The following is a 24,577-nucleotide window of genomic DNA, read 5'->3' as shown; positions in this document are numbered from 1 at the left end:
CAGTAATGAATATTTACATTTTTGTATCAATATGGCCCAAGCATAGCTACAGCAACGAGGGGTTTCCAGTTATGCTTACGAGTTATTAAATTGACGCTGCGTAGCAGTTTTACTGGCTGTCAGGCCGAAACGCGGCGTTGCTTAAACTCAATGATATGGCTGATAAAAAGTATAAAAATGTAAAGACACTATACACATACTATTTAGTAAGGATAATAGCCTGAAATACTGAGTTAATAGCAACCTTAATGCGAAATTTCTTTTAAAACTTAAATGATAGATACATTAAAAGCGAAAATAATCTATGAGAAACTTTAATCACCTTACCACTCGCGTACTGCTTCCACTTGTCTGCATTTTGTTGGTTGTAAGTTGTGGCAATGACCAACCAAACAAGCGCGGTAAGCGCGGCGCAGAACAAGCTAAACGGGCTATTCCGGTCGCTACTGAAGTCGCTAAGGTTGGCCCAGCAAAAGCCTTTTACGTGACTACTGCAACTTTAACGCCCAATAGCGATGCACAAATTAATGCACGTACTAGTGGTGTGGTAACCCAGATTCTTCGAGAAGAAGGCGATCAAGTAAAGGCTGGCGAAGTGCTGTTATTACTAGAAGATGACGATCAAAAGCTAAGATTAAAGCTTGCAGAGCAAAAGCTGGAAAGCAATAAGCGAGAGTTTAACCGGTTAAATAAAATGAAAAATGCGGGTGCGGTTTCTCCAAACGAGTGGGAAACAGTTAACAGCGCCTATTCATCAGCAACTATTGAATATGAGCTTGCCAAGTTAGCGTTAGATTACACCAGAATTTCTGCGCCCTTTGATGGCACAGTTGTTTGGCGGGAAGTTGATTTAGGCGCCTATGTTGCTAACGGCCAAATGCTCTATCGAATCATGTCAGTTTCTCCACTTTTAGTAAAAGTCTACGTGCCGGCGAACCGAGTTGCGAATGTTAAATCGGGGCAACAAGTAGAGTTAACCGTAGACAGCGTTGAGCAGCCGTTGCTAGCTGAAGTTGACTTAGTCAGTCCTATCGTTGACCCAAACACTGGCACGGTGAAGGTAACGCTAAAATTAGAAAATTATCCTCAAGGTGTTAGACCTGGTGATTTTGCTGAAGTTAAGCTAGTCACTGAAAAGCGAGACCAAGCCATGTTATTGCCGACGGTTGCATTAATAGAAGAACGCGGCAGTTTTTATGTGTTTGTTGAAAAAGATGGCAAAGCGGTTCGTAAAAATGTGGAAATTGGGTTTGTTGTTGACGACTTAACAGAAATTGTTGCGGGGCTAGAAATGACTGATCAAGTCGTTGTGAAGGGACAACGCAACTTAAATGACGGCAATTTAATTCAAGTAATGAATAAAGAGGGTGGTTCAGCAAGTCAAACTGCTGACAGTGGTAATTTGGCTAAACCTAAAAGCCGTGGCGGTAAAGACTCATGATTCATGGGGCGGTAAAATTTTCAGTAAAACGCAAAGTCACTGTTTTTATGGTGGCTTTAGCGGTGATTACTTTTGGAACGGTTGGTTTTTCACGCTTACCTATCAACTTGTTACCATCATTAAGCTATCCTTCATTAACTGTGCAAACCGAATTTCCTAACGCCGCACCGGCAGAGGTTGAGCAGTTAATTACGCGCCCTGTAGAAGAGGTTGTAGGCGTTTTAAAAGGGCTAAAAGAAATTCACTCGGTGTCTCGCTCAGGCATTTCAGAAGTTACCCTGGAGTTTGCGTGGGATGCTGACATGACCGATTTGGCTATGGACATTCGAGAAAAGCTCGACCGCCTAATTCTACCCCTAGATGCGGAGTCGCCAATTGTATTGCGCTATGATCCCTCGCTCGATCCGATTTTAAAATTAAGTTTAAGTGCCAATGAAAGTGTTTCATTGGCGCAGCTAAGACTGCTAAGTGATCGACAAGTTAAAGAAACCTTAGAGCGAATTGAAGGCGTAGCTTCTGCAAAGATTCAAGGTGGGGAAGAAGAAGAGATTCATATTAATATTAATCAAGGAAAAGTTGCGGCAATGGGCATCAGCCCGTCTCAACTAATTCAATTGCTTGGAGATTCAAATATTAATCGCCCCGGCGGTAGTTTAAAAAACCAACAGACTCAATTATTAGTAAGAACTTTAAATGAGTATGACAATTTGCAAGAAATGCGCGATCTACGTATTACACCACCAGGTCAGGCCGCTGTGCGCTTGGGTGATGTGGCAGAAGTCGTATGGGCAAGTAAAGATCGCGAAGAAATCACACGCTTTAACGGCAAAGAGGGCATTTTAATTTCTCTTTACAAAGAAGGCGATGCGAATACGGTTGAAGTCGCCAAGGCGATTAAAGCCAAACTAGGCGAGCTAAAAGCCAAGCTTCCAGAAGAAAGTCAAATTAACGTTCAGTTTGATCAATCACGTTTTATTGAACAGTCGATAAACGAAGTTAAAAACTCGCTCATGATTGGTGGGCTTTTGGCCATTATGATCTTGTGGCTGTTTTTAAGAGATTTTCGCTTAACCGCAATAATAACCACCGCCATTCCCTTATCGGTTATCGCTACCTTTATTTTTATGTACCGCGGTGAAGTGTCGTTAAACATTATGTCTTTAGGTGGACTTACTTTGGGAGTGGGAATGTTGGTAGATTCTGCCATTGTGGTGCTAGAGTCTATTCACCGGCAGCGCGAAAATGGATTAAGTTTAACCCAAGCAGCAATTGTTGGAACAACTGAAGTTGGCGGAGCTGTAACCGCTTCGGTGTTAACGACAGTCGCGGTGTTTATTCCCATCGTTTTTGTAGAAGGTATTGCAGGGCAGTTATTCCGTGACCAAGCATTAACCGTTACATTCAGTTTATTAGCCTCACTGGTGGTTTCATTTACTTTAATTCCTATGCTTGCATCATTGGGCGAAAAAGGCCGCAGTAGCTCAAAAGTACCTAATAAAAAACTGCCTAAAGAGTCGCTCGGGTCGTTGTCTCGTTGGTACGAAAAGAGTTTGCGAGCTTGTTTAAAAATAAAGTGGGCAGTTGTTGCGAGCGGGTTTGTTGCATTGGCTTTAGTTTGGCAGTTACTACCATTAATTCCTACTTCATTGATTCCGCAAATGAGTGAAGGCGAGTTTTATTTTGATGTTAGTTTACCGGAAGGCACTGCTTTGCCTACGACTAATCAAGTGCTTTTAGAAATGGAAAGCATTGCGTTAGCTCAAGCGGGAGTTGCAAAAGTTTATACTTCTGTCGGCAGTCGAAATGTGAGTGGTGGACTTTCGCTGAAAACTAAAGATGAAAATTTAGGGCAAGTTAGTATTGTAATAAATGATAGAAGTGACGGCGAGCTTGAAGAAAGTGTGGCAATCGCTTTAAGACAAGCCTATGCCAATATTCCGCAGGCAGATATTCAGTTTGGGCGTCCTTCGTTCTTTAGCCTCAAAGCACCCCTACAACTATTGTTTTTTGGTGAAGACCTCGAGCTTTTGCGAGAGTACAGCATTCTTTTGATTGATAAAATGGAATCTATTGATGGTATTGCAGATATACAAGCGTCATTAGAAACCGGTAATCCAGAATTAATGATTGAGTTTGATCGCCAAAAGCTATCAAGACTTGGTTTTACCGTACAAAGCGTTGCACAAAACTTAAACCAAAGAGTTAACGGTGAAGTTGTTTCGCGTTTCCAACAGCCAGATCGGCAAATTGATATTCGGTTACGTAACCGAGTCGATGATAGAAACTCGTTAACTGATATTCAAAATATGGTGATAGGCGAGGCTGATGGTAAACCAGTGACGCTTGCTGCTGTCGCGACCATTAAAAATGCGCAAGGACCCGCGGCAATTGATCGAATTCAGCAATCAAGAGTCGCCATAATTGAAGCTAACTTTAAGCAAAGAAGTTTGGCTGATGTTGCGATGGAGCTAGAATCGTTAATCGCAAACAATCCTCCTCCGCCAGGAATTGTGTTTGAATTTGGTGGCCAAAAGAAAGAAATGGAGCAGTCTTTTAACAGTATGTTGTTTGCTGTTTTGTTGGCTATATTTTTAGTTTATTTAGTTATGGCTGCTACTTTTGAACATTTGGGACACCCATTTGTCATTCTGTTTACCATTCCATTAGCCATGATTGGGGTAATTTTAGGGTTATACATAACAGGCTATGCCATTAGTGTTATTTCATTAATTGGCGCGGTATTTTTAGTCGGTGTGGTTGTCAATAATGCGATTGTGCTGGTAGACGCCATTAACCAACAGCGTCGCGCTGGATTAGCAAAGATTGAAGCGGTGGTTAGTGCTTCAAAAGCCCGATTACGCCCCATTTTAATGACTACTTGCACCACGGTTTTAGGCTTGCTGCCTATGGCAATTGGCTTTGGCGAGGGGGCAGAGTTACGTGCTCCACTTGCGGTTGTGGTGTCGTTTGGGTTAGTTGTTGCTACAGGGCTTACTTTGTTTATTATTCCAGCCGCTTACGCGATTATGCCATCGACAATTAGTTCTGACGAAGAGCTCGCGGCCTTAGAAAAGGCAGTTTCTGACGCAGAAGATAAAGAAATGCACCATGTTCCGCAGAGCAGTAATTCGTAATGTTGTACTTTCTTAATTTACAAAAGGAGAGCAGCTAATGACGCTTCCTGAAATTGCGGTAAGGCGACCGATTGGAACATTAATGGCGCTTATTAGTTTACTTGTTCTTGGCGTTATCGCATTAACAAGGTTAGAGCTTGCATTTATGCCGGAGGCTGAAAGAAAGGCGCTATTTGTTGTTGCTAACTATCCCAATGCTTCACCTAAAGCCTTAGAAAGAATGATATTAAAACCTTTAGAAGAAGCGCTTTCTTCTATGAATGGGTTAGAACACATGTGGTCTAATGCAGACAGCCGCGGCGCGCGAGTTAATTTAAATTTTGCGCTAGAAGTTGATATGGATTTAGCGCGAGCGGAGATTCACGAGCGAGTCGATAGAATTAAAGATGAGCTGCCTGAAGATTTAGAGCGAATCATTATTGCTGGAAACTGGAATCCTAGAGAAACTGGCGAAACTATTATGGAAGCTCGGCTCAGTTCGGGCCGAGATTTAAGTAAAAATTATGATTTGCTCGATCGTAAAATAGTCAAGCCATTAGAAAGAATTGCTGGTGTGGCGGTGGTTTCACTCGATGGCGTTAACCCGCGCGAAGTTAGGGTCAACCTTAACTTAGATAAGCTCAAACAACACAATATTAATACTGCGCAAGTTTGGCGCGATATTTCAATGAATAATCGAAATATGGCGGTTGGCGTGTTGCGCAGTTCATCGACCAAAATTAGTTTACGTGCGCTTGGCACCTTAACCAATATTGATGAGATTAAAAGCTTACCCTTGAGCGGCACCAGTTTAACCTTGGGTGACATTGCTGAAATACGATACCAAGAACCGCCCCTGACTTATGGACGGCATCTTGATGGTGACTTTGCGATAGGATTAAACGTTGCTAAAGAGTCCTCCGCAAATACCATCGCAATTGCCGATGCGGTTTATGCAAAAATTGAACAAATGAAAAGTGATCCTGAGCTTGACGGTATTAACTTTTTGGTTTGGCAAGATCAAGGTAAAGAAATAAGAAACACTTTAGGCGACCTACAAGAAACCGGACTGTTTGGCGCAATATTAGCGAGTATCGTTCTGTTTTTATTTTTGCGGAAGGTGTCGACGACGATGGTCGCTGTTGCCTGTATTCCTTTTTCACTGATTGTGGCTTGTGGGGTTATTTGGCTTCAAGGAAAGTCGCTCAATACCATTTCTTTACTAGGCCTAATTGTTGGATTGGGCATGTTGGTCGATAACGCCGTTGTGATAATGGAAAATATTGATCGCTTTCAAAAGAAAGGCTACGAAGGCAGGGTGGCCGCTATTTTAGGTTCAAAAGAAGTTTCTGTTGCAGTCATTACCGCCACTTTAACTTCGTTAATTGTGTTTTTGCCGATGATATTTTCTAAGCCAAATAATATGAATGTAATATTGCAAGAACTCGGCCTAACAATATGTATTACATTAATTGCTTCACTTTTTATTAGCCAAACACTCATTCCTCTCGCTTCGACTAAGCTGCTAAAAAAATCCAAGCAACAAGTAAAAACGCCAATCATAGATTGGTTACAAAAACACTATGCACGGATTTTAAGCTTTACTTTAGCGCACCGCTATATTGTTGTTATTGTGGCGCTGTCGGTATTAGGCTCGATCTATTATCCGATAAAAAATATTAATTTTAATTTCGACGCAGCACCAACTGAAATGTTTATCGGAATTCGAGTTGATATAAGCGAGTCGCTTTCGTTAGAAGCAAAAGAAGATATTATAACGGAAATTGAACAAGCGCTCGAGCCGCATAAAGAAGCGCTAAATGTAAAATCCATTTACGCTTGGTGGAGTGAAAATCGCTCCATCATTAGGCTTTACATGGAGTCGGGCTTTCAAAACGAAGAAGCGATGAACGCGGCGCGAAAGGTAGTTCCTGGGTTGCTACCTAAAATAGCAGGGGTTGATTTAAAGTTAGAAGAAAGTGGGCCTTTCTGGCGGCGTAATAGTGGGCGTCGAGTTGCAGTGCAGTTAAGTGGACCAGACTCGGAAACTTTAGGGCAGTTATCGAGTGAAGCGCTTACTTTAATAGAAACGATTCCGGGACTGTTTGATTTTTATAGTACGGCAGAAGGCGGCCAGCTTGAGTTTCATGCAGAGCTCGATAGAAGCCGAATGGCAGCGTATGGGGTGTCGCCTAACCAGCCAGCAAATGCAGTTGAAATGACTTTTAGAGGGCGACCTTTACCGCGCTTTAAAAGTGAAACTGGTGAAGTAGAAATGCGGCTTATTATCGATGAAGAACAAGATACTTACGTTTCTGATGTCAAGAACTTGGTCATTCCTAAAGACCAAGGCACCACCATTAGACTCGATAATGTTGCAGATTTTTCAACCCAAAAAGGTCCCGCGAGAATTAATCGTCAAAATAAAGTTTCCAGTGTCTGGGTTGGAGCAAGGTTTGAAGAAGGCAAGCGTAACGAATACCAAAAACAATTAATCGACGCGCTAAAAGAAATGGAGTTGCCCAATGGGTACAATTGGGAGTTTAACTCTCGCTGGCGTGGAGCTGAAGATAGTGAAGAAGAGTTTCTACTTAACCTTTGTATGGCATTAGGGCTTATTTTTGCAGTAATGGCTGCGCTGTTTGAGTCGATGCGCCAAGCTTTTGCGTTAATGATTAGTTTGCCGTTTGCTTTGGCGGGCGCATTTTGGACGTTATATTGGTTTCAAGTTGATTTTGATCAACCCGCATCGGTTGCAGTATTGCTACTTTTAGGCGTGGTAGTTAATAATGGCATTGTAATGATCGAACATATCAACCTTTATCGACGTGACGGTTGGGAACGCTCTGCAGCAATGATACAAGGCGGTAAAGAACGCTTGCGCCCAATCATAATGACTGCGTTAACGACGCTCGTAGGGCTAATTCCGATTGTTATCCAAAAACCATCACTGGGTGGTGTCTATTATTACTCTATGGCGTATGTGATTATTGGCGGATTATTATTTTCGACCTTGCTCACCACGCTATTTTTGCCCGCAACTATTTCGTTAATTGAAGACTTTTGGGTAATGATTAAAAGGTTTTTTGGCTGGGTAAAACGAAAGCTGCTCGGCTTTGGCAAGTCAGTATTAAGTCATTCAAGCTAAAAGTGCCGCTACAACGGCACTTTTAAAGGAATTTATACCAAGCCAAGGTTAGCGCTTTAACTGGCGTCTTAATAATAACATTAAGCCAATCAATGTGAATCCTAAACTACCCCCACCGCTACTTTCAACTACCGGCTCTGGCTCTGGTTCTGGCTTAGTGCTTAACGCTGGGCTTAAATTTGCTGCTGTATTTGCGTTGGCATCGATCACGGTAATGCTAGTCACCAAAGCTAAGTGAGTTTCATTCGGTGGAGTGCTGCCGCTAGCGTCATAGTTTTGTAATGGCAGATTGTTTAAAGCACCGCCAAAGTTAAAACGGGGTAAGGCTGCTATCGCATCGACTACGGCCATGCCATCTCCTGTGACTTCACCAAATACCGTAAAACCGTCATTTTGAATATCTAAATTAGCGCTGTTGTCAGCTAAGTTAATAAACCATTGAGACGTTGCGCTGTCGGGGCTAGAGGGTAGTTTCGCCATGGCGATAGTGGCGCGAACATTAGAATATTTAGGCTCATTTTGAATGCTGGCTCTGGTGGTTATAGACTCCGGAGGCCAAGCATTGGCGTAAGTAAAGCCACCGCCTTGAATAATAAAATTAGGTACTGAGCGGTGTATAAAAGTGTTACTAAAGTCATTTGCATTAACGTATTCAAGAAAGTTGTTAACCGCAATCGGGGTTTCTTGATCGTAAAGGTTTACTTCAAAATTGCCTAAAGGGGTTTCAAATTGCACAATAGTCGCAGTCGCTTGAAATGAGATAAGGCTTAATGTTGATGCAAGCAACGCCGTTTTTATTTTATTAATAGGAAAGAGTTTGTTCATCTGATACCTGTGCGATTTCCTGAGTTACTAAAAGAGGCACTTAGCATAACCATCTCTTAACCGAGTCTCAACTGAGATTTATCTTTTTGAGTGGCATTTTTTGTTATTAGGTTATGCTTTTCCGCTATTAGTTGGGCTGGCTGCTGTTTTGTTACGCTATTGGTTAAATTGAATACTTGACCGCTTACCCCTAATACTTTGGGAATTTCGCATTAGTAATTAGCGCATTAGTAATTAGCGCATTAGTAATTAGAAAGTCTCAATACTTCCAGAGAGAGTTGTTTTGGCAAAAATAATGGTTTTTCAGCATGTGCCCTATGAGCCTTTAGGAACACTAGATGCACTCATTAGATTAAGAAAACACCGAATTCGATATATTAATTTTGGGCGTGATCCGCAGGCCAAGCCAAATATTGAAGGGTATGATGCCTTAATTATCTTAGGTGGTCCCATGAATATAGGCGAAGAAGCACTTTACCCTCATTTGGACATAGAAAAAAAAGTAATTTTACAGGCGATCGATTTAAATATACCGATTTTGGGGATTTGCTTGGGTGCACAACTTATTGCTGCTGCTTGTGGCGGTAGGGTGAAGCTTGCCGCTGAAAAGGAAGTTGGTTGGTATAAGATGACTAAAACAAAGGCAGGCCGAGCTGATCCTGTGATAAGGCATCTATTGGCAGAGCAAAAGATTTTTCAATGGCACAGCTATACTTTTGAACTTCCTGCTACTGCTGAACTGCTTGTTAGCGGTGATTTAGTGACTAACCAAGCATTTAGATTAAAGCAAAACGTTTATGGTTTGCAGTTTCATCTAGAAGCAAACTTAGCATTAATAGAGCGCTGGTTAAAGTTGCCGCAGCACTTGGAAGAGCTAGGGTTAAATACCGCACAACAACAAGTCGAGGCGATATGGACCGAAACTCGTTACCAGATTGAAAACTCATTAAATGTTAGTAAAAAAGTGTTTAGCGCTTTTTTAGATCTTATCCCTAAAGTTAAAGCCAAACATCGTTTTAGCCATCGTTAATCAGTGTTTTAACAGTCTATTGTCGTTAAAATTATTACTCTTTGTAGATATTTTTGCGAATAATCATTATTTTGGTACTTTACCCGTTGAATTGTTTTATTACTCACTATATCCTGCTTCAACTTAATAATGAGTCGGCACAAGTCGATCCATAATTTGAATGGAATCCCCTCCGTTGTTTTATAGGTTAAGTTTAAGGCTAGCAATTGCTAGCCTTTTTTTTATTCAAACTGTTTTCTCCACTGTCGATAATTTTGCTGTTTGTCAGAGAATACTTTTAATAAGTCTAGGCTAATAAAATAGCCCTTGTCATTGCCATGTTTAGAAAATCCAAGGGTATAGGCATTATCAAAATGTAAAAAAATCGCTTCGCCTCGGTCTTGAACGCCATTGCGATCGCTAAATACAAAACCAATTGAAGCACCAAATGGAACTCCTAAGAAAGAGTCTTCCCATTGATTAAAACCAAGCACTTCTATTCCAATGGCTTCTTTAGTTTGCTCTCCATCTGGTGATGCATTTACATTTTCAAAAACTAGCGTAGGGTGAAGAAGAAAGTACTGAGTTGCAGGCGGGTCTAGCAAGTTATCATTGTCTTTATTTTTATTATAGAACCATGTGGTTAACCAAATATCGGTAAAAGTTTGAACACGTCCTTGCTCTATAAAATGATTCCATTTATTGGTTAGAATCTCAAGTTCACCGATAACACCATCTAAGCTACCCTTTTTTACAAAAAATGGACCTCTTAAATAATTTAATAGCCCTGCAAGCTGCGTAAAGGTTTTATGGCAGTTTTCTGCAAGACAAGCGCCAGCTTTTTCGTCTTCAATGGTTTCAACAAATGTGGTCTGGTTGTTTCCGCTACCTAATTTAAAACCAATGAAGTCTCGTTGCGGTATTGCCACTAAACTAAAAACCCCGACTGGCTTAGAGCGATTCATTTCCTCATTAAACATCTGTAGCCAAATAGAACCATACGACGAAAAATAGTTATGTTGCTGAAAAAGTTCTAGTTTAGCCATTTCAATAACCGGTTTAACTAAAGTTTCTATTTCTTGGAAAGTATAAGAGCGGTTATTTTTATTACACTCTGCTTGAACTAGTTTTTCTGCAAGTTCAAAGCTCTTTTTAAAAGCTGAGTTATTTGTCGAAAGTGGCTTTGAGCAGCTGAAATCTTGTGCTGGTAAAAGTGGCGTTAAAAATAGTCCAAAAACAAGGATTAATTGATGTAGTGAATTTTTCATATTGTTGAGCCCATGATTAAACTAGAAGCTTGAATGACAAAGTTAATGATTGTTTGTTTGAAAAGCTTGAAGAAATTTCCAAAACTTCTCAGCTTCACTAATGATCCTTTCCACTGAGTCGGCTTTTTTAAAGCTAGTAGCGTCTAGAGTTTGTTTAAGAATATCAAATTTAGTTTGTTCTGTGGTTTCAAGAAAGTTTTTAAATGCCGTGTCTTTCTGTTTTTTTGTCGGTCGAAAATCTCCGCCGAAAAGTGTGTAAAATAAATCAATATACACTTTAGGATTTTGCAAATAATGTGTTATTGCATGAGTGTTAAAATCGTTAACTGCCGCTAGTTTAATATCTCTGAACAAGCCAAAGTCTAAATTTTGGCTAGCGATCCAGTCTGGCATATCATTGACAGGGTCAAAAGCGCGTGGCCAAGTAAATGGATCTAGGTTATGTCGAATATTGATTAATTGGTTGCAAACTCCGCCAACAGGTTTTACTAAGCTGAGGTAAGGATCTTTAGCGCCTAAAACTAAACGGCTAACATTGGCGACCATAATTACTGCGTCAAGTTGGTATTCTGCAATACTTAATTTTCTATTGCCGGTTGCGCCAGGACCAAATAGTTTATGTAAAGTATCGTGAAGAACGGCAGTACCTAAAGAGTGACCAAGCAATACGATAGGCGTTGTAGGGTCGTTAAGTTTAATGCGTTTGATTTCTTTGGCTAAGGCTAATGCCATGTCGGCACGAATTTTTTCGCCATAAAAGGTTTTATATAAAATCACGTCGAGCCAGTGTGTGTTAAAGAAAGTATCTTCGCCAAAGTCTGCTTCAAGCTCAATGAGTTTATTGGCAATTTCAGTCGCTTTGTCGATACCAACTAACTTACTCTTTAAACTACCAGCATTTTGAGAAATTTTTTGTCTAATTTGATTAAACGTTTGATTATAGGCGATGCAAACAACTTCAACTTTTTGCGAAAAGGGCTCTGTATTTCCATTGGCGTCTTTAAAAAAGGCTTTAAAATTAGGTGAAGCTTGGTCGAGTGTTTGGGTGATTTCTTGTTTGAATGAGTCAGCGGTATGATTTCCCATGCCGTGTAATCCAATAAGAACGGGCTTTGCCATGCTAAGAACCTCCGTGTGCTTGATAAAATCGATTCAAACTTGATGAAGCGCTTGTTTATTCCAAACGAACACTGGTTTAACAGCCTATAGAATCAAGGTTGAGCGTTTAATATACCCGATTATTAGGCTGGCAATCCGACTTTATAAGAAATAATCTATAAATCGAGATAAGTAAGTCGAGCTAATAAGTTCGTCTCTCGTTCGTTGAACCGTCTTTGTTCGCTGATATTCGTTAAATAAATATCTCAAAACTGTTAAACTGCGAAGGTTCGCAATCTGGATAAATTATTATAGGAAAGTTACATTGCCAAACCTTTTAAATCAGGCTAAAAATAGTGTTTTTCTGTTTGCTCACGGTGCAGGAGCCGACAAAGATTCTGATTGGATGCTGGCGTTAGAGTCGCGTTTAGTTCAGGCTAAGTTACCCGTAATCCGCTTTAATTTTCCTTACATGCAGCAGCGCCTCATTGATGGTAAAAGGCGCCCACCTGACAGGCAACCCAAATTATTAAAAGCTTTTGCTGATGAAGTCTTAAAGATCCCGCTAGATAAAAAAGTCATCATTGGTGGAAAATCAATGGGAGGGCGTATGGCGACATTGTTAATTGATCAAGCGGTCAAAGAAGTCGTTTCAGAGCATGAGCAACCAATTTTAATTAAAGAGCAGTTGGCCAGAATTGTTGGCGTTGTGTGCATGGGGTTTCCATTTCACCCGCCTAAAAAGCAGGATAAATATCGTGGTGAGCATTTACGTGATTTTGTTTGTCCTACGCTAATTTTGCAAGGAGAAAGAGACAGCTTTGGAAATAGACTAGAAGTTAGTGATTATCCGCTGTCTGCTCAAGTTAAAGTTGAGTGGCTTGCTGATGGTGATCATAGTTTTAAACCAAGAGTAAAGTCTGGGAGTTGTTTAGCCGACAACCAAGATACAGCTGCGCAATCCATAATCAATTTTATTAATAGCTTATAACTATTTGAATTAAATAGGATTTGTTCTAGTATAGTCAGCTAAATTTAGCGAGCGATAAAAGCATGCAAGCAGTCACCTTAAGTTTCCGTATAAAAACTGAGTTATTTACCTGGTCTAGTTTGGCATTTATTTTGGCCTTATTAGAAGGTGGAGTGATGGGCGTTGTTATCAAAAACGGTTTCGACGGGAAAGTGTCTGATTGGGTGCTTAATATTGCCGTAGCAATAGCAACAGGGGCTCCTTATTACTCTAATCTTGTGAGTTTTGTTTGGGTTCGGTTGAGTCGAGGGCGCAGTAAAGCACGGCTAATTTCCAATTTAGCATTAACTTGTTGCTTCTGCGGCTTAGGCATCAGCTTTGTTGAGTTTAACCTGCTGGGGCTTGTTGGACTGTTAAGTCTGTTAATTGTCGCTAGAACTTGTTGGTCTGGCATTTTAACGGTTAGGTCAACTATATGGCGTGATAATTACCCGCGCTATATTCGCGGTAAAGTCACTGCAAAATTAGCCACCTTAACTTCCTTGCTGATGTCATTAGCGGCCATTAGTGCAGGCTGGCTGCTCGATTGGCAGTTTGCTTCGTTTCAGTGGCTGTTTTTAGGCTTTAGTGGGTTCTCACTTTTGGGTGCATACCGTTATCGACGCTTATCTGTACGTCATCAACACCGGCGAATCATTAGCGAACAAGCTAATTTAAACCCGCTTTCTGCGGCTCGAATGTTTGCTTTGTTACGAGATAACAAAGCTTTTGGCAAATATATGTTAGCGATGTTTATTTTAGGCAGTGGTAATTTAATGTTTATGGCGCCGTTAATCGTTTACCTAAATGAATACACTATGCTGGCCAAGAGTAGTCAAATTTTAATTACCACTGCGATTCCTTTAGCGTTAATACCATTTGCGGTAGGCTGGTGGGCGAGGCTTTTAGACGGCAATCATATATTTCACTTTAGAGCAATTCATAGCTGGGGGTTTGTAGGCGCTATTGTTACTTTCGTGCTGGCACAAATCACAGGCTTCAATGAGCTCTATTATGTTGGCGCTGTTTTCTACGGCGTGGCGATTTCAGGTGGTGTGATTGGTTGGAATTTAGGCCATAATGATTTTGTCGGTAAAGCCGACCCTATGGAATATATGGCGATACATGTTACGCTTACAGGGCTTCGAGGGTTAGTCATGCCATTTGTTGGCATTGCCTTTTATCAATGGTTAGAAAGTCTCTCACCCCAAACTGGAAAATACGCTTTGTTGCTACCCTTAGTTTTAACAACGACAGGTGGCGTTTTATTTGTATTATTTAATCATCAGCGCCTTACCGGTAAGTTAAACTAAAAGCATTGAGTTTACGCTAAATTATTAATCTATTATTGCAGCGATAGAGGAATTTTAAATGATTCACTATAAAGTCAGTTTTGAGCAAGCAAATGCCCATTTGTTTGAAGTGAAATTGAATTTGAATTTTGCGCTCCACAAAGGCCAAAAATTTAGCTTGCCAAATTGGATTCCTGGCAGCTATATGATCAGAGACTTTGCGCGAAATATAGTTAGCTTTAGCGCCAACTGTAAAGGGGAGCTTATTGCTGTCGAAAAGCTTGATAAATCCACTTGGCAGCTACTATCAGATGTTGATTGTTTAGAAATTGGCTACCAAGTATATGCTTGGGATCTTTCAGTACGTTCTGCACATTTAGATAGTCAGCATGCATTTTTTAATGGCACCAGTTTGTTTCTAGAAGTCGATGGATATCAGGATGAAGTTCATCATATGATTTTACAACCCAGTTCGCATGCATTGGCCAACAATTGGCAAGTCGCTACTGCGATGACGGCGAAGTCAGTTGATGAAAATGGTTTTGGAAAGTATTTTAGTAATAACTATGCCGAGTTTATTGATCATCCGGTAGAAATTTCACAATTAAAGTCGGTTGAGTTTGATGTAAATGGCGTAGTACATAAAATGGTCTTTACAGAGGCGCCTGAAAATATTGACCTAGCGCGTATCGCCGATGATGTTAAAAAGATTTGTGCGGCAGAAGTCGAATTTTTTGGCGATGCTAAACCACCTTTTGAGCAATACTTATTTATGACATTTGTTCTTAAAGAGGGGTTTGGAGGGCTAGAGCACCGAGCCTCCACCGCGCTTCAATGTAGCTATGCTGATTTACCATTAAAGTCTGCATCTAAAGAAAAAATTAGCGAAGGGTATCGTGGATTTTTATCACTTTGTTGTCATGAGTACTTTCATAACTGGAATGTCAAAAGAATTAAACCGGCAAAATTCTTATCGCTTAATCTAAAGCAAGAAGTAAACACTCAACTGCTTTGGTTTTTTGAAGGGATAACATCCTATTATGACGAACTACTGTTAGTACGCAGTAATGTTATTTCAGCTGAAAGTTATTTAGACTTATTAGCTCGAACGATATCTAAGGTGACCAAAGGTAAGGGACGCTTTAAGCAAACCGTCACTCAATCGAGCTTTGATGCATGGACTAAATTTTATAAACAAGATGAAAACGCGATTAACTCAATCGTTAGCTATTACACTAAAGGCGCTGTAGTTGCACTGTGTTTAGATTTTGAAATTAAAAGTAGGACGAATGGACAGAAATCATTAGATGACTTAATGCGTTTAATTTGGAATCGTTATGGAAAAACGAGCAAAGGATTAGGCGAGTCACAAGTGGAGCAGTTAGCTAAAGAGCTTGTCGGAGAGAGTCTGCATGACTTTTTTGAGCAGGCGTTGTACTCAACAGAAGATCTTGATTTAGCCGCGGTATTTAATTATTACGGGATTAATTTTCAGTTATTGCCGCAACTAAGCTGGAACGAAAAAGGTGGCTTTAATACTCAGTTAATTGAGCGCGAAGCAAGCAGTTATTTAGGAATTACACATAAAGCTGATCCATTAGGTGTTAAAATTCACTCAGTAGGTCATGGTAGTTGTGCGCTTGAAGCTGGTTTATCTAATGGGGACATTATTATTGCCATTAACGACTTGCGCGTAACCTCCGTTGAAATCGATAAACTGATCGCAGAAATTCCTTTAGGCGAAGTGGTAAAGATTAGTTACTTTAGGCGTGAACGCTTGTATCACACAGAATGTCAGTTAACAGCAAGTGATCCCAATATTTGCTATTTAAGTTTTAAAAATGGCGCAATGAATAATCAGTTTAAGCACTGGGTCGGTCAGCTTGAGTCACAGTAAGTACCGAGTTTTTTGTGGCTGATCGTTGAATCAATGGTTTGAAAATAAGAGAAAAGAATGAAAATAATAAGTTTTAATATTAATAGTTTACGAGCAAGGCCTCACCAGTTAGAAAGTCTAATTGAAAAACATTCTCCCGATGTTATTGCGCTTCAAGAAACTAAAGTTGATGATGCTGACTTTCCTCACCAAATGATTGAAAAAACGGGGTATCACGCTGCTTTCCACGGCCAAAAAGGTCATTATGGCGTGGCAACTTTAAGTAAACAGCCGCCACTTTCAGTTGAGAAGGGCTTTCCAACCGATTCACAGGATGCACAGCGCAGAGTAGTGATAACAGAGCATGCTACGCAATCTGAGAGTATTTATGTATTTAATGGATATTTTCCGCAAGGAGAAAGTCGCGATCACCCGACTAAGTTTCCTGCAAAAAGTAAGTTTTATCACGATCTTAACGCTTACCTGACACCAGAAAAAATGCAACAAAACTGGGTTGTGCTTGGCGATATGAATATTTCTTTTAAAGACCAAGACATTGGGATAGGCGAACCCAATGCAAAGCGTTGGTTAAGAACCGGAAAGTGCAGCTTTTTACCTGAGGAGCGTGAGTGGTTGCAAAGCGTTGTTGATAAGGGTTTTGTGGATACTTTCAGACAGCACTATCCAGAAGTTACCGATCGATTTAGTTGGTTTGATTATCGTAGCAGGGGGTTTGCCGATACGCCAAAGCGAGGCTTAAGAATCGATTTAATTCTTGCTACCCAAAAGCTTGCGCAGCAATGTCAGGGCGCAGGAATTGATTATGATATTCGAGGCATGGAAAAGCCCAGTGATCACGCACCTGTGTGGGCTGATTTTGATATTTGATTTGCGCATTACCATGACGAGCTAAGTTAATTATGTTGCGCTCATTGGTTTGTTTAATGTTTAAGTTTGATGAAGAAGGTATTTGGAGGAATGGTTGGAATTTAAAAGCAAACTGCCGACGCTAGGTACGAGTATTTTTACTCAAATGTCGATGCTCGCGAATAAACACAATGCGGTTAATCTGTCACAAGGATTTCCCGGATTTGATACGCCAGAATTTTTGAAAGAGGCGACTATTCAGGCAATTTCTAATGGCATGAATCAATACTCTCCGGCTAACGGCCAAAGTCAGCTCCAGCATCAGATTGCTAGTCTGGTGGCGCTTAGTTATTCGCATAAGCTAGACCCAGATAAAGAAGTCACTGTCACTTCCGGCGCTACTGAAGGGCTTTGGTGTGCAATTCAAACACTTGTTAGCCGGGGAGATGAAGTGATCGTGTTTGACCCAGCCTATGACTCTTATGCTCCTGCGGTAGAGTTAGCAGGCGGTCAATGTAAGCATATTGAGCTCTTGGCACCATCGTTTAATATTGATTGGGATAGGGTCGCCCAGGCCATTAATCACAAAACTCGCGCCATTATTATTAACTCTCCACATAACCCTACCGGTAGTATCCTCAGTGCAACGGATCTTCAAATATTGCAAAAGTTGGTGCTTGAGCATGAACTATATGTGATTAGTGATGAAGTGTATGAGTTTATAACGTTTGACCAAAATCGGCATGAAAGTGTCCATCTTTATCCAGAACTTTATGCCCGCAGCTTTATTATTTCTAGTTTTGGTAAAACCTTTCATTGTACAGGCTGGAAGATAGGTTATGTGTGTGCTCCAGAAGTGTTGTCTAAAGAGTTTAGAAAAGTTCACCAATACGTTACATTTTGTAGTTTTAGCCCAGCACAGATAGGGCTAGCACAAATGTTATCACAGCACCCTGAGCACATTGAGTTTTTACCAAATTTTTATCAAGCAAAACGAGACCTTTTGCTTGAACACTTGCAAAATTCTAGGTTTGGCTTGCTTCAATGCTACGGAACCTACTTTCAGCTATTAGACTATTCTCAAATATCTGATTTAAACGATGTTGAATTTTGTCGCTGGTTAACCATAAAACAGGGAATCGCAGCCATTCCATTAAGTCCATTTTATCAACGCGGAGCCGAGCACAAACTAATTCGGCTTTGCTTTGCTAAGCAAGATGCAACTTTAATGGCAGCGGCAGAAAAGCTAAAATCACTCTAAAATTCAAAGAGTTAGCTCTCGAGATTAAATTTGCTAGATTAAGCACTAGCGCTCCTTAGAAATTTAAATTTTAGCTTGAGAAAAGGGCTAAATGGGGTAAATTTGACTATACTCTTTATTTAAAAGCGTCGTTTCTTTTAATTTTCTATTGGAACTAGAATAAGAATGCCAGATCCCCAATTAATTGACTCACGTCGAAACCTTGTTTCTGAAATGAAAAGCCGACTGATCAATTTTGTTTTAATTGTATTAGGGCTTGTGGCGCTTCCCGCTTTAGCCAGCTCACTTTATCGAATGCTTTCGGTTGGCTTTCTACCGGTTATGATTGTGCATATTATTGTCGCTATGTCATTGGTCACTACTTTAATATTTCGTAAAAGGTTATCTTTTAATATTCGTTTTTACGTTGCCGTAGCTTGCTTAATGCTGGTAGGCCTTGGCGGCGTATTGCAGCTTGGGTTGATTAGTAATGGTGTGCCATTTTTACTGGCAGCAATTGTTGTGGCAACTTTATTAAAAAGCTACTCATTGGGGATAACGCTTTTTCTTGTAGATCTGGCTTTTTTTATTTTAGTGAAAAGTTTTATTGCCGTCTCTGGTTATGATTACGGCATAGACTTTAATGAGTATGCAACCAATTGGAGCAGTTGGTCTACTTATATCATTTCATTTGTATTTATTGGCAGTCTGTTAGTTTATACCTTAGGAAATTTTAGCCGTTTCTTTTTTGATTTAATTGAAAACCTAGAAGAGCGTGTTTTAGAAAACACCCAAGAATTACAGCAAGCTAACCAAGCAAAAAGTGATTTTTTAGCAAATATGTCACATGAAATTAGAACGCCAATGAATGGTGTACTCGGAATGTTGCAATTGTTAGCTAAAACTCAGCTAGATCACGATCAAACAAAGAAAGTTAACCTAGCCAAATCTAGTGCGGAATCACTTTTGTCGTTAATTAATGACATTCTAGATTTTACCAAGGTAGAAAGTGGCAAGTTAGATATCGAGTCGATTGAATTTAACGTAAGAAAGTTAATAGAAGAAGTTGTTGAATCGCTCGCAGCAAGCCTTAACTCTAAAAATGTAGAACTGTTTGTGGATTGCAGTGAGCTTAAAAATGATATTATCATCGGTGATCCTACTAGAGTTAGGCAAGTGCTCGTTAACCTCATTAGTAACGCCATAAAGTTTACTGAATCTGGTTATGTCGAAGTCATTGCTGAACTCAATGATTTAGAACACTTGTCCTGTCAGGTTAAGGATACCGGAATAGGTATAGAGCAAGACAAAATCGATAATCTATTTGACGCATTTACTCAAGCTGACAGCTCTACAACCCGACGTTTCGGAGGCACAGGCTTAGGTTTATCCATCTCGAATAAATTGGTTAAGTTAATGGGTGGGGAAATTACTGTTGAAAGTGAAGCAGATAAAGGCAGCTGCTTTTCTTTTTGGATACAAGTAAAAATAGCGGAAACTTATAAACCCATTGGTTTAGATCAAAAGTTTGGTTTAGAAAAAGTTGCCATAGTTAGTGACAGTCAAAAAATTAGTCGCGTTATTCAGGCCCAGCTAAGTCAATGGTATGTAAGCAGTCAAGTCTATGGGTTAAGTGACGGTTTACAAGCGCTCAATACAGCCCAAAACTCTCAGTTAGCTATTGTTGAATTTTGTTATGAGGGGCAGCAACAAGACACTCAAAACTTAAGCTCACAATTGAAAGAGCTGATCAATAAAATGCCTGTAATTATTGTGAGCCAATTATCGCAACAAGCTTTAGTGGGTAGGTTTTCAATTTCTAATGATACACCGGTAGTTGCCAAGCCAGTTACATCAACTAATTTACTCCAAGCAATTTTAGCTAAATTAAATAGCACTAGCAGTGATTTTGAAGATAGTCAGACAGAAGAGCAAGTTGATCATTCACACCAGAAGTTTTTGCTTGAAACCAAGAAGGCAGAGGGGAATGTTGAAGAGACTGAACAAGTTATTGAGCATGACGCGCTAGTGAGCGCAACAAGTGATGAAATTATTGAACAAAAGAGCCAAGCGATTGCTCAACGCAAGGCGTGTATTTTAATTGTAGAAGATAATATTGTTAATCAAGAAGTCATGCTCGGGATTTTAGAAGAGCTTAATATCGCTGCACAAGTTGCAGAGAATGGCGACGTGGCGATTCAAATGTTAAGAAAAACAATTCAACCGCAATTTGACTTGATTTTAATGGACTGCCAAATGCCAGTGCTGGACGGTTACGAAACGACTAAAAAGATCCGAAATGGTGACTGTGGCGAGCACTACAAAAAGGTGCCAATTGTTGCAATGACTGCCAATGCTTTGGCTAAAGATAGAGAAGCCTGCCTAAATATTGGTATGGATGACTATTTGGCAAAACCACTTGCTATTGAAATTTTAGTTAATAAACTTTTCTATTGGTTAATTGTTGCTGCTGAGTATGATGCGAAAGACGCTGCTCAAGCAAAACTTTTAGAGCAGCCCAAGAATTTTAGCGAGTCAAAGCTTTCAAGTGAATCGGAGCTTTCAAGTGAATCGGAGCTTTCAAGTGAATCGGAGCAGTCTAGAAAATCAGCGGCAGATAACAGCAACAAAAAAGTGGAGCAAGAAGTCTCAGATAGTCAAACTCATCTATTGGAAAATAAGTTAGAAGAACAAAAAACACTGCAATCAGAAGTCGAGCCTAAATTAAAATCTGTAAGCCCGTCTATGCGAACTGATTCCGCTACGAGTAATTTCAAGTCTGCTACTAAACCTTCTACTGAATCTGAGTTTAAAACTACCTTAGCCACCAACCAATCGAATTCAAAGACGCAACAGTATGTTAAATTTTCAAAACCTTTTATTGGAGAAGAACAAGAAAACAATGATAGCAGCGTTAAAAAAGAAAGCTATTTGAGTATTTGGGATAAAGCATACGCGCTAGAACGCTGCCAAGAAGATGAAAGTAAATTGCTAGCGGAAGTTCAATACTACATTAATAGTCATTTAATGCTTCAGAATGCGCTTTCTGATTCCGTCGTTAGTAAAGATAGTGTCCAAATTAAAACCAGCGTTAATGCATTGCGCTCGGCTGCGAGTAAGGTTGGTGCGCTAGAGGTTGTTGATATCTGTAAAAACCTATTAAATTGCTTGAGCGAAGAAGCCTATTCTGAAATGAGCAGGCTGTTGCCTGATTTACAACGTGCGAATAGAATGATTGTAAACGCATTAAAGTTTTATATACAAAAGCAAGAAGAGTGATAGCGGTAGTGGGTGATTAAAAGCATTCGTTTTGGATGAAAAACTACGAGCTCAAAATTTGAATTAATTTGTTGATAAAAAGATTATTTTTTACCAAAAATGCCGTTATATATATGGTCCAAAACGCTAGCTGATATTAAGGAATTATCACATAATTGAAAGACTCTAAATACAAGAAAATATTATTGAATAACACTTATATTGGGCTGGCGTCTTATCATGTTGCCTTCCTGATTGCTTGTCTTTGTGTTTTCTTTAAAGTAAGCCCTTTTACTTTCTCAGACATTTCTGTATTACTTTACTATTTGTACCCTCCATTAATCGTGGCGATTTACTTTATAAAAACACAGCGTCAAATGAACCTCGCTTTTTCCAACAAAATTTTTGCCCTTTTGCTGTTACATTGGTTCGTTATTTTTGGTTTCTTTAGTTATTTTCTCGGTGAAATGCGTCCTTTGGCGCTTATTGTTGCATTTATGGGGCTTATTTTTATCAGTCTTTACTCAACCTTGCTTAAGTCACTTATTGCAATACTTCTAGTAGTGCTAGTCTACCTAATTAGCGGTGTTTATTATCAACAAGATTTTCCCAGTGCTAATTTTTGGCAAAAAGAGTTTGTCTATTCAGTTACCTTTATTGGCACTGCTTTGATGGTTGGTTTTAATCTTCACTTAGTCGCAATGAAAATTCGTAATACGGCTACCTTCGATGCGCTCACTAAACTGCTTAATCGCCGCGGATTTAAAAAAATATTTTCAGAAGAGTTTAGTCGTAGCCGACGTTATCATCAGCACTGTTGTTTGATGATGCTAGATATAGATTATTTTAAGAAAATTAACGATCAATTGGGACATGATTTAGGCGATCAGTATTTAAAGTCATTCGCACAATTTTTGAGCCATAATGTGAGAACCTGTGACAAAGTCTGCCGTTGGGGGGGAGAAGAATTTCTCGTTCTATTACCCCAAACATCGTTAAGCCAAGCGTGTTTTTTAGCAAATAGAATATTAGCCCAAGCTAATCAAATAGCGCCAATCGAAGGGGCTACAAGCCTTAATATATGCTTTAGTGCAGGACTGGTCGAAGTCGGTCGTTTTGCTCAGCCAGATGCCGCGATTAATAGAGCAGATGAACTTTTGTATCAAGCAAAATCACAGGGGCGCAATCAAGTTGTGTGTGATCCTAGCTAGTCTGTTATGCTATGTCGATAAACTGCCAACCAACCATTTTAGGATAGCTAAATGAACGATCCAGTACTGCTTTTAGTTGCAGTGGGAATAGTATCGATTTTTTGCCAATTTGCAGCGTATAAATTAAAGCTTCCTGCAATTTTACCTTTATTAGTTGCGGGCTTATTGTTAGGCCCTGGCTTTGGCGTACTCGACCCAGACGAGCTGTTTGGTCGATTGTTATTTCCCGTAGTAACTTTGGCCGTTGCCATTATCCTGTTTGAAGGTGCACTCACCTTACACATGAAAGATATTAAAGAGCACGGTAAGATGGTTAGGAATCTTTGTAGCGTAGGTGCTCTAGTAACTTGGGCGCTCGCTACCGTGAGTGCTCATTTAGTGCTTTCAATGAGCTGGGAAATGGCATCATTATTTGGTGCGATAGTCACCGTCACCGGGCCAACCGTTATTGTGCCAATGTTACGCTCAGTAAGACCAGAGCGCAAAGTAGCCAATATTTTACGTTGGGAAGGCATAATCATTGATCCTATCGGCGCATTATTTGCTGTTTTAGTATTTGAATTTTTAATTTCTACCCAAGACGCTTTTCAGCATACTATTTATGCTTTTGGTAAAACTCTAGCAATAGGCCTAAGTTTTGGCGCGTTGTTTGGCTACTTAATTGGTATTGTTATTCGTAATAATTGGCTTCCTCATTATTTAGTCAATACTGCAGTATTAACTATTATGTTAGGTGCTTTTGCGCTGTCTAATGAACTCGCTCATGAGTCTGGCTTGCTCACTGTTACCGTTATGGGTATTTGGTTAGCCAATATGAAAAATGTTGAAGTTGAAGATATTTTAGAGTTTAAAGAAACGTTAAGTGTTTTATTGATTTCTGGTTTGTTTATTTTGTTGGCGGCTCGCCTTAATTTAAATGCAGTAATGCAAGTAGGCTGGGAAGCGATAATTTTATTACTCATTCTTACTTTAATTGTAAGGCCTTGTAGTGTCTTAATATCGGCAATTGGCACAGACTTAAAGTGGAATGAAATAGCTATATTAAGTTGGATTGCGCCTAGAGGTATAGTCGCAGCCGCTGTGTCTGCGCTTTTTGCGTTAAAGCTAGAGAGTATTGGCTTTGAAGGCATTGAATTGTTAGTGCCAATGGTCTTTTTAGTGATTATTTTTACTGTTGTTTTACAAAGTCTAACTTCTGTGGGAGTCGCAAAGTTATTAGGTGTGAGAGCGCCACCCTCGACTGGCGTTTTAATTTTTGGCGCTAGCCGTTTTGGGCGCATGTTAGCGCATGAACTTACCAGTGAAAATATCTACACTCAAATTGCTGACACTAACTGGGATGCGATAAAAATTGCCCGAATGGAAAACATTAACACTTATTATGGCAATCCTATTTCTGAACATGCGCAACGAGAATTGGATACTTCGTTGTTTGGACATGTTTTAGTTATGTCTCCCTATCGACAATTTAATCCTTTAGTCACCTACCATTTTGAAAACTTACTAGGAAAGGGGAGTGTGCTCGGGTTAAACGTGTCTGATCATAAAAGTAGGGCAAGTCATCAAGTTTCTAAACAATACGCTAAAAAGCTGGGCCTTTTTGATAATGATATTACTTATGGGCGCTTACAAGGCATGGTCGAGCGCGGCGCTCAAGTTAAAACCACAGGGCTCTCTGATAATTTTACATTTAAAGATTATACTGAAAAATGGGGAGCTAGAGCGCTACCTTTGTGCGCTATAGATCCTGATGGCATTGTTCATATTTTTGCTCATAATCGAGACGTTGTGGCAAAGCCTAACTGGAAACTTGTCGCGCTTATACTTCCCGAAAAAGAACCAGAAAAATTAACTGAGTCATAATCGGTTAATTTACCCAGCTAAGTATAAAACGCTCATATTTAGCTCTCGACCTTTTACTG

The 24,577-nt window shown here is 39.9% G+C and carries 15 protein-coding genes; 12 read left to right on the top strand and 3 right to left on the bottom strand.

The genetic code is table 11. From position 1 onward, the window contains the following. Positions 1 to 304: 304 nt before the first annotated feature. The 3 genes from ACUR5C_RS10135 to ACUR5C_RS10125 are packed head-to-tail and all read left to right on the top strand — an operon-like array spanning position 305 to position 7,702. The gene (locus ACUR5C_RS10135) at positions 305 to 1,441 is read left to right on the top strand and encodes an efflux RND transporter periplasmic adaptor subunit (protein WP_454465004.1); all 1,137 of its coding nucleotides are present in this window, start codon (positions 305 to 307) and stop codon (positions 1,439 to 1,441) included. Further along, positions 1,438 to 4,575 (top strand): efflux RND transporter permease subunit, encoded by a 3,138-nt coding sequence (locus ACUR5C_RS10130; protein ID WP_454465003.1) that lies wholly within the window; start codon positions 1,438 to 1,440, stop codon positions 4,573 to 4,575. The genes ACUR5C_RS10135 and ACUR5C_RS10130 overlap by 4 nt, the downstream gene beginning before the upstream one ends. Before the next feature lie 37 nt (positions 4,576 to 4,612). Further along, complete coding sequence (locus tag ACUR5C_RS10125; RefSeq protein ID WP_454465002.1) at positions 4,613 to 7,702, top strand: efflux RND transporter permease subunit; 3,090 nt, start codon at positions 4,613 to 4,615, stop codon at positions 7,700 to 7,702. Between the two features lie 48 nt (positions 7,703 to 7,750). On the opposite strand, the gene ACUR5C_RS10120 is transcribed toward ACUR5C_RS10125, so the two are convergent. Continuing rightward, positions 7,751 to 8,527, bottom strand: a complete 777-nt coding sequence (locus ACUR5C_RS10120; RefSeq protein ID WP_454465001.1) for a peptidylprolyl isomerase — start codon at positions 8,525 to 8,527, stop codon at positions 7,751 to 7,753. A gap of 283 nt (positions 8,528 to 8,810) precedes the next feature. On the opposite strand from ACUR5C_RS10120, the gene ACUR5C_RS10115 reads away from it, so the two are divergent. Beyond that, the gene (locus tag ACUR5C_RS10115) at positions 8,811 to 9,557 is read left to right on the top strand and encodes a glutamine amidotransferase-related protein (RefSeq protein ID WP_454465000.1); all 747 of its coding nucleotides are present in this window, start codon (positions 8,811 to 8,813) and stop codon (positions 9,555 to 9,557) included. A gap of 221 nt (positions 9,558 to 9,778) precedes the next feature. Here ACUR5C_RS10115 and ACUR5C_RS10110 read toward each other — a convergent pair whose 3' ends face one another. Together ACUR5C_RS10110 and ACUR5C_RS10105 are read right to left on the bottom strand one after the other, a co-directional pair. Further along, the gene (locus ACUR5C_RS10110) at positions 9,779 to 10,804 is read right to left on the bottom strand and encodes a hypothetical protein (protein ID WP_454464999.1); all 1,026 of its coding nucleotides are present in this window, start codon (positions 10,802 to 10,804) and stop codon (positions 9,779 to 9,781) included. Between the two features lie 42 nt (positions 10,805 to 10,846). Then, positions 10,847 to 11,923, bottom strand: a complete 1,077-nt coding sequence (locus ACUR5C_RS10105) for a hypothetical protein (protein ID WP_454464998.1) — start codon at positions 11,921 to 11,923, stop codon at positions 10,847 to 10,849. Positions 11,924 to 12,227: 304 nt separating this feature from the next. On the opposite strand from ACUR5C_RS10105, the gene ACUR5C_RS10100 reads away from it, so the two are divergent. The 8 genes from ACUR5C_RS10100 to ACUR5C_RS10065 all read left to right on the top strand — a co-directional run bounded on the left by ACUR5C_RS10100 (position 12,228) and on the right by ACUR5C_RS10065 (position 24,518). Next, on the top strand, positions 12,228 to 12,893 hold the full coding sequence (locus tag ACUR5C_RS10100) for an alpha/beta family hydrolase (protein ID WP_454464997.1): 666 nt from the start codon (positions 12,228 to 12,230) through the stop codon (positions 12,891 to 12,893). 62 nt (positions 12,894 to 12,955) lie between these two features. Beyond that, entirely contained in the window at positions 12,956 to 14,224 is a 1,269-nt protein-coding gene (locus tag ACUR5C_RS10095) for a hypothetical protein (RefSeq protein WP_454464996.1), read from the top strand. 58 nt (positions 14,225 to 14,282) lie between these two features. Beyond that, the gene (locus ACUR5C_RS10090; RefSeq protein WP_454464995.1) at positions 14,283 to 16,100 is read left to right on the top strand and encodes a M61 family metallopeptidase; all 1,818 of its coding nucleotides are present in this window, start codon (positions 14,283 to 14,285) and stop codon (positions 16,098 to 16,100) included. A gap of 57 nt (positions 16,101 to 16,157) precedes the next feature. Then, a complete protein-coding gene (xthA, locus tag ACUR5C_RS10085; protein ID WP_454464994.1) occupies positions 16,158 to 16,967 on the top strand; it encodes an exodeoxyribonuclease III in 810 nt (269 codons plus the stop codon). A gap of 94 nt (positions 16,968 to 17,061) precedes the next feature. Further along, complete coding sequence (locus ACUR5C_RS10080) at positions 17,062 to 18,207, top strand: methionine aminotransferase (protein WP_454464993.1); 1,146 nt, start codon at positions 17,062 to 17,064, stop codon at positions 18,205 to 18,207. Positions 18,208 to 18,372: 165 nt separating this feature from the next. Next, positions 18,373 to 21,465, top strand: coding sequence for an ATP-binding protein (locus tag ACUR5C_RS10075; RefSeq protein ID WP_454464992.1), 3,093 nt, complete (start codon positions 18,373 to 18,375; stop codon positions 21,463 to 21,465). 155 nt (positions 21,466 to 21,620) lie between these two features. After that, positions 21,621 to 22,655, top strand: coding sequence for a GGDEF domain-containing protein (locus ACUR5C_RS10070; RefSeq protein WP_454464991.1), 1,035 nt, complete (start codon positions 21,621 to 21,623; stop codon positions 22,653 to 22,655). A gap of 51 nt (positions 22,656 to 22,706) precedes the next feature. Further along, on the top strand, positions 22,707 to 24,518 hold the full coding sequence (locus ACUR5C_RS10065) for a cation:proton antiporter (RefSeq protein WP_454464990.1): 1,812 nt from the start codon (positions 22,707 to 22,709) through the stop codon (positions 24,516 to 24,518). Positions 24,519 to 24,577 lie beyond the last annotated feature (59 nt).

This window comes from Aliikangiella aequoris, assembly GCF_053709105.1.
The sequence above is the reverse complement of the archived record's forward strand: the minus strand, read 5'-3'. Positions and strand labels throughout refer to the sequence as shown.

What these genes read in the sequence shown, in the direction of transcription:
- ACUR5C_RS10130 (WP_454465003.1), top strand. Translation starts at nt 1,438, where the DNA reads ATGATTCATGGGGCGGTAAAATTTTCAGTAAAACGCAAAGTCACTGTT.
- ACUR5C_RS10090 (WP_454464995.1), top strand. Translation starts at nt 14,283, where the DNA reads ATGATTCACTATAAAGTCAGTTTTGAGCAAGCAAATGCCCATTTGTTT.
- ACUR5C_RS10095 (WP_454464996.1), top strand. Translation starts at nt 12,956, where the DNA reads ATGCAAGCAGTCACCTTAAGTTTCCGTATAAAAACTGAGTTATTTACC.
- ACUR5C_RS10065 (WP_454464990.1), top strand. Translation starts at nt 22,707, where the DNA reads ATGAACGATCCAGTACTGCTTTTAGTTGCAGTGGGAATAGTATCGATT.
- ACUR5C_RS10075 (WP_454464992.1), top strand. Translation starts at nt 18,373, where the DNA reads ATGCCAGATCCCCAATTAATTGACTCACGTCGAAACCTTGTTTCTGAA.
- ACUR5C_RS10125 (WP_454465002.1), top strand. Translation starts at nt 4,613, where the DNA reads ATGACGCTTCCTGAAATTGCGGTAAGGCGACCGATTGGAACATTAATG.
- xthA (WP_454464994.1), top strand. Translation starts at nt 16,158, where the DNA reads ATGAAAATAATAAGTTTTAATATTAATAGTTTACGAGCAAGGCCTCAC.
- ACUR5C_RS10120 (WP_454465001.1), bottom strand. Translation starts at nt 8,527, where the DNA reads ATGAACAAACTCTTTCCTATTAATAAAATAAAAACGGCGTTGCTTGCA.
- ACUR5C_RS10110 (WP_454464999.1), bottom strand. Translation starts at nt 10,804, where the DNA reads ATGAAAAATTCACTACATCAATTAATCCTTGTTTTTGGACTATTTTTA.
- ACUR5C_RS10135 (WP_454465004.1), top strand. Translation starts at nt 305, where the DNA reads ATGAGAAACTTTAATCACCTTACCACTCGCGTACTGCTTCCACTTGTC.
- ACUR5C_RS10105 (WP_454464998.1), bottom strand. Translation starts at nt 11,923, where the DNA reads ATGGCAAAGCCCGTTCTTATTGGATTACACGGCATGGGAAATCATACC.